The following is a 6,646-nucleotide window of genomic DNA, read 5'->3' on the forward strand; positions in this document are numbered from 1 at the left end:
TTAATGATACGGCGACCACCGAGATCTACACCTATTAAGTCGTCGGCAGCGTCAGATGTGTATAAGAGACAGGTGCCGGTCAGGTCGGGAAGGGTGGCAGGGCAGCGCATCTGCATCCGGTGACACAGCGCCCGGCCGGCAGCAAGCAAGATCGGCGCCCGCCGGCGCCGTTTGCAGGCGGGCCAGGCGGGCGCCCCGGAAGAAGCGCCCGCCTGGTGGAAAAGCTTACGGCATCACCGGCGCGACATAGGTCAGCGTGCGGCCGAGGAACCACAGCATGAACAGCACCAGCGGCGTGTGCACCAGCAGCTGCAGGAAGCTGAAGCCGACGATATCGCGCGCCTTCAGCGACAGCACGCCCAGCAGCGGCAGCATCCAGAAGGGGTTGATCAGGTTCGGCAGCGCTTCCGCCGCGTTGTAGACCTGCACCGCCCAGCCCAGATGCACCTGCAGCTCATTGGCCGCCTGCATGACGTAGGGGGCCTCGATGATCCACTTGCCGCCGCCCGAGGGGATGAAGAAGCCCAGCACGGCGGAGTAGATGCCCATCACCACGGGGAAGGTCTCCGCCGTGTTGAAGCTGACGAAGAGATGCGCGATGCGGTCGGACAGGCTGACGCCGCCCCAGCCCTTGGCATTGGTCATGATCGCGGCGATCGAGCCGTAGAGCGGGAACTGGATCAGCACGCCGGTCGTCGCCGGCACCGCGCGCGCCACCGCATCCAGGAAGGAGCGCGGCCGCCAGTGCAGCAGCAGCCCCAGCATCAGGAACAGAAGGTTGTAGGTGTTCAGCCCCGAGATGGCGACCACGGCACCGACGCGGGTGAACTCCTGCAGCATCCAGCCGAGGGTCATCACCACCAGCACCACGGTCAGGAAGGGGCTGTATTCCATCCATTCGCCGGGGCGCGAGCGCGGCGGCAGGGTGCCCACCGGCACGCCGGGCTCGATGCCCATCTTCTGCGCCGTCATCGCCTGGTCGCCCTTCGGCGCCGACATCCAGCTGACCACGATGGAGACCACCATCAGCACGGCGGCCATGACGATCGACTGCCACAGGAAGATGGTCTCGCTGAAGGGCAGCACGCCGGTGATCTTCAGCAGCGCCGGCGGCAGGCTGGCCGGATTGGCCTGCAGCTGCGCCGCCGACGACGACAGGCCCAGCGCCCAGGTGGCGCCGAGGCCGAGATAGCCGGCAGCACCCGCCGCGCGATAATCCATCTGCAGCCCGGTCCGCGTCGCCATGGCGCGGGCGAGCAGGCCGCTGAACACCAGGCTGAGGCCCCAGTTCAGGAAGGAGGCCGACATGCTGACGAAGGCGATGAAGGCGATGGCGCCCGGCCCGGTCTGCGGCATCATCGCCAGCCGGGTGATCAGGCGCGCGGCCGGCGGCGAGGTGGCGACGACATAGCCGGTGATGGCGACGAAGGCCATCTGCATGGAGAAGACGATCAGGCTCCAGAAGCCGTCGCCGAAGGCCTTGGTCACCGCGACGGGGGTGGACCCGTTCACCAGCGCCGCGGCCGCGACGAAGACCACGGCGATGGCAGCGAAGACGAAGGTGTCGGGGAACCATTTCTCGGCCCAGGCGGTGAAGCGCAGCGCCAGGCGCGCCATGCCGCTCTGCTTGTCGTTGTCCGACCCGGTCCGTTGGTCAGGGGACATCACTTGGAACTCCTCGATCTTAGCTGGCGGCGGACCGTGTGCATCTTGTTGTGCGGCAGGGCACGCGAAGCGCGCCCCGTTGTCCAGCCCTTTGACCGGGAATTCCTCAGGCGTCGAGGGTCAGATCGGTGAAAGGCAGCGCCTGGCAGGTCAGGCAGGTGCCGGGGTCGTCCTCGACCGGCGGCACGCGGTGATGCGCCTGGCCTTCCAGCACGGCGACCGCGCAGCTTTCGCATTGCCCGGTGCGGCAGCCGCTGGGCAGCGACAGGCCAGCGGCCTCGGCGAGCTCCAGCAAGGTCCCCGCCTCCGGCGTCCAGCGCAGCTTTTTGCCCGACTGCGCGAAGGTGACGTCGCGTGGCGTCGTGGGCGCGGCCGTCGCGTTGCCTTCGGCGCTGACGAAGCTTTCCGCAAAAATCTCGAAGCCGGGGACGCCGCGCGCTTCCAGCCCGGCGCGCATCGCGCTCAGCATCTCCGGCGGGCCGCACAGGAAGAAACGGGCGCGGGCATCGATCATCGCCTGGGGAATATCGGCGGCGCCGATGCGGCCCGGGGCGCCGGCATCGCCCGGCCGCGGCCGGCTGTAGCGCTCGACCAGCGCGACCTGCGGCAGCAGCGTGGCGATGGCCTGCAGCCGCTCGCGGAAGGCGTGGCTCTGGCCGTCGCGGTTGCCGTAGAGCAGCAGCACCGCGGGCGGCGTCCGCGGCGCGGTCAGCAGCGCCTCCAGATAGCCGATGAAGGGCGTGATGCCGATGCCGGCGGCGACCATCACCACCGGGTTGGGATGCGCCACTGGCAGGACGAAGCGCCCCGAGGGCGCGCTGGCCAGCAGGGTCGCGCCCGGCGGCAAGGCGGTGAAGCGCGTCGAGCCGGCGCCCGACTGCCGGCGGATGCTGACGCGGAAGGCCTCGCCCGGCGCGGCCGAGAGCGAATAGGCGCGCAGCGGCCCGGCCTCGCCGAGCTTCAGGGTCAGGTGCTGGCCGGCGCGGAAGCCGGGCAGGGGGGCGCCTTCGACGGGCGCCAGGTGCAGCGAGACCACCTCCGCCGTCTCCTCCCGCCGCGCCACCACCCGCATCGGGCGGAAGCCGGTCCAGGCGGGGGCCGGGTCGGGCAGGGCGGCGATGGCGCAGGGAAAGCCGCGATGCGCGACCGAGCCGCTGATCGGGTCGACCTGCTTCGTGTCGATCAGCGTGTTGTAGTTGCTGCCGCGCTCGGCGGGCAGGCCGAGATCGTCGCACGCCTCCCACCAGCCGTAATCGGCGACCAGCACATCGGGCGCCAGCGCCGCGCTGAAGCGCGCCTTGAACCGCGCGCTGCCGGCCCGCGTCGCCAGCCGCAGCCAGCCGCCTTCCGCCACCCCATGCCGGGCCGCAAGATCGGGATGCAGCTCCACCATCGGGTCCGGCGCGCGGCGGCGCAGCGAGGCGATGCCGCGATGCTGGCTGTGGCAGTAATAGCCGCTCTTCGCCGTGGTCAGGCTGAGCGGGAATGTTTCGTCGGTCGCCGGCGGGTCGACATGCAGCGGCAAGGGCTGCTGGCCGATGCGCAGCAGGCGCTCGGAGAAGATCTCGATGCGCTGGGACGGCGTGGCGAAGGCGGGCTGCCCGCTCGCCAGCCGCTCGGCAAATTTTTGTTCGACCTGGCGCAGCGGCAAGCGGATGCCCTCGGGCGCCGCGCGCAGCTTTTCCACCGTCAGGCCGGTGGGCTCCAGGATGTGGTTCCAGCCGGCCTCCGGGCTGCCGCCGAAGAACTCTTCCCCATGGCCGAGACGGCAGGCCAGGTCGAAGACCACCTCCATGTCGGAGCGCGACTGGGCGAAGGGCGGCACCATGCGCGGGCGCAGCTGCACCAGCTCCTCGGCGGCGGCATCGATCTCGAAGCCGACGCGCAGGCCTTCATGCTCCCAGGGGCTGTTCACCGGCAGCAGCAGGTCGGCGTAGCGCGCGGTCGGATTTTCGAACAGGTCGCAATGGACGTGGAAATCCAGCGCCGCCAGCGCCGCCGCCGACCCCTCCGGATCGGCCTGCGACACCAGCAGATTGGCGCCGAAGCTGACCAGCGCCCGCACACGATAGGGTTCTTCCTGCAATATCGCCCGGCGCAGGTCTTCTGCCGTGACCCAGCCGCGGGCGGCGGGGCCCAGCGGGCGTTCCGCCAATCCCAGCGCCTTCTGCGCCTGGCCCGGCGGCAGCAGCCCGTGGTCCGCCACGCCGCGCACCGGCTGGCGGGTGTAGTGGCGGTTGCCGCCCACCCGGTCCAGGCTGCCGGTCAGCGCATAGAGGATGGCGATGGCGCGGTCGGTCTGGGTGGCATTGGCGCTCTGGCCGACGCCGGTCCAGCAGTAATAGGCGATGCGCTTCGCCGCGCGGATTTCGGTCGCGGCGGCGCGGACTTCTTCCGCCGGGATGCCGGTGGTGGCCTCGACCGCCTCGGGGGTCCAGGCGGCGACGGCCTCGGCCAGGCGGTCCAGCACGGGGCGGCAGGCGATCCCGCCGAGCGTGACCGCGCCACGCAGCGCCAGCGCCTCAGGCGGATGGCCACCGGCGAAGGCGGCCGCGTCATAGGCGCGCGGCACGCCATCGACCAGCACCACCGGCGCCTCGGCCGGGCCGTCAAGCCCCAGGGCGCCGGCGCGCAACAGCCCGCCGCCATCTTCCCGCACCAGGAAGGGCGCATCGGTCCAGGCGCGGACGAAAGCCTCGTCGAAGCCGTCGGCGATCAGCAGGCGGATCAACCCCAAGGCCAGCGCCGCATCCGTCCCCGGGCGCAGCCGCAGCCAGCGGTCGGCGCCGGCGGCATGGGCGTTGCGGCGCGGGTCCACCACCATCAGCTTGGCGCCGCGGCGACGGCCCTCGGCGATTTCCCCGGCTTCCGCCAGCCAGGCATTCGAAGGGTTGTGGCCCCACAGCAGGACAAGCTCGGCGTTCGCGTAGTCGGGGGTGCCGATGGCGGCGCCCAGCGTCAGCGCGTGGGCGTGGTCCTTGTGCCAGTTGCAGATCTCGGTGGCATAGACGGTGTTCGGGCTGCCGAAGACCCGGATGAAGCGCTCGACCCAGTCGATGGCATCCGAGATCGGCGTGCCCGAGGGCGAGGTCACCGCGAAGGCCACGCTCTCGGCGCCGCTTTCCACGCGGAACCGGCCCAGCTTCTGCGCCACCTCGGAAAGCGCCTCGTCCCAGCTGACCGGCACCCAGCCGGGATCCACGGCGCCCTTCGGCTGGGTGCGGCGCAGCGGCGTCGCCAGCCGGCGCGAGGCATGGGCGATCTCGGGCGCCGCCCGCCCCTTGGCGCAGAGGGCGCGGCCGGTCGGATGCTCGGGCCGCGGCGCGACCTTGACCAGCCGGCCCTGCTCGACCGTGTTCCAGGTGCCGCAGCGCGAGCGGCAAAGGGTGCAGTAGCCGGGGATCTGGGTCAGGCGCGGGTCTCCGGGGCAAGCGAGCGACCGCGCCATTTTCCGCCCCCTGGCGCCGCCGCGCAATGCCGCGCGCAGCCGGACGGCCCGCCGCCGCGTTGAACCCGGGAACAGGCACCGGAGACGCGGCAGGATGCGACCAGCGTGAGCGCGCGGAACAACGTCGGACGGCGCGGCTGGCTGGCGGCGGGGGCGGCGCTGCTGGCGGCGGGCTGCGCGCCGGCGGCGCTGCTGAACCGGGCGTCGCCGGATATCCCGCGGGAGAAGGGCCTGGCCTATGGCCCGCTGCCGCGGCACCGTCTGGACCTGTACCGCCCGCTGGCGCCGCGCCCCGGCGCGCCCCTGGTGGTGTTCTTCTATGGCGGCAACTGGACCGATGGCGAGCGGGCGATGTACCGCTTCGTGGCCGCCAGCCTGGCCGAGGCCGGCTGCTTCGTCGCCATCCCGGATTACCGGCTGTTCCCCGGCGTGCGCTTCCCGGCCTTCCTGGAGGACAGCGCCCTGGCCACCGGCTGGGCCTGCGACCGGCGGGCGCAGCTGGGTGCCGGCGGCGTCTGGCTGCTGGGCCATTCGGCCGGCGCCTACAACGTCGCCATGCTGGCGCTGCAGCCGCGCTGGCTGCAGGCGGTCGGGCGCAACCCGCGGCGCGACCTGGCCGGCGCCATCGGCCTGGCCGGGCCCTACGACTTTCTGCCGCTGCGCGACGAGGAGCTGGAAGCGATCTTCGCGCCGGACCCGGCCGTCGGCCAGCCGATCAACCATGTCGCCGGCGACAATCCGCCGATGCTGCTGCTGCAGGGCCTGGCCGACGAGACGGTGCGGCCACGCAATGCCGAAAGCCTGGCCGCGCGCATCGCCGCCGCCGGCGGGCCGGTGGAGATGCGGCTGTATCCGCAGATCGGCCATGCCGCGATCCTGGGCGCGCTGGCCGGGCCGCTGCGCTTCCTGGCGCCGGTGCGGCGCGACGTGCTGGCCTTCATGGGACTGGGAAGCGGGGGGCTGGGCGCGCCGCCCGCGGAAGGCTAATCCCCGAAGCTGACAGAACAACGGAGCCGCGCATGTCGATCACCGTCCATGGCATCAAGAACTGCGACACGGTGAAGAAGGCCCGGACCTGGCTGGAGGCCGCCGGCATCGATTATTCTTTCCATGACTACAAGACCGCCGGCATCGATGCCGCGACGCTCGAGGCCTGGTGCGCGGAATTCGGCTGGGAGGCGGTGCTGAACCGCGCCGGCACCACTTTCCGCAAGCTGCCCGAGGCCGCCCGTGACGGGCTGGACCAGCCGCGCGCCATCGCCCTGATGGTCGAGCAGCCCTCGATGATCAAGCGGCCGATGCTGGTCGACGGGTCGCGCCGCCTGCTCGGCTTCAAGCCCGAGGCCTACGCCGCCTTCCTCGGCCGCTAGACCGAGTTGCCTTCGGAAGGCCGAAGCCAACTCGGTCTAGGCTCAGGACCTATTAAATCTGCCCTTGCGCTCTGATGGAGCTGTGATTCCATGGCAGCCGGAGGTGCTGCCATGGCGGACTTATTCTGGCTGACGGAGGCGCAAGTCGCACGGATCTCGCCTT

4 protein-coding genes are annotated in these 6,646 nt (G+C 71.4%); 2 read left to right on the forward strand and 2 right to left on the reverse strand.

Annotated features, from left to right (window positions below; translation table 11 throughout):
• Positions 1-225: 225 nt before the first annotated feature.
• The gene (locus GVN67_RS27500) at positions 226-1,665 is read right to left on the reverse strand and encodes a short-chain fatty acid transporter (RefSeq protein ID WP_160000506.1); all 1,440 of its coding nucleotides are present in this window, start codon (positions 1,663-1,665) and stop codon (positions 226-228) included.
• A 106-nt stretch (positions 1,666-1,771) separates the two neighbouring features.
• The gene (locus tag GVN67_RS27505; RefSeq protein WP_160000507.1) at positions 1,772-5,113 is read right to left on the reverse strand and encodes a molybdopterin-dependent oxidoreductase; all 3,342 of its coding nucleotides are present in this window, start codon (positions 5,111-5,113) and stop codon (positions 1,772-1,774) included.
• 105 nt (positions 5,114-5,218) lie between these two features.
• Here GVN67_RS27505 and GVN67_RS27510 point away from each other — a divergent pair, with 105 nt between their 5' ends.
• Positions 5,219-6,100 carry an alpha/beta hydrolase gene (locus GVN67_RS27510; protein WP_200845421.1) on the forward strand — a complete coding sequence of 294 codons (882 nt, stop codon included), beginning with the start codon at positions 5,219-5,221 and terminating at the stop codon, positions 6,098-6,100.
• Positions 6,101-6,132: 32 nt separating this feature from the next.
• On the forward strand, positions 6,133-6,483 hold the full coding sequence (locus GVN67_RS27515) for an ArsC family reductase (protein WP_160000508.1): 351 nt from the start codon (positions 6,133-6,135) through the stop codon (positions 6,481-6,483).
• Positions 6,484-6,646: the final 163 nt, after the last annotated feature.

The organism is Roseomonas sp. 18066 (assembly GCF_902706185.1).
In the GTDB taxonomy this organism is placed as follows: domain Bacteria; phylum Pseudomonadota; class Alphaproteobacteria; order Acetobacterales; family Acetobacteraceae; genus Pseudoroseomonas.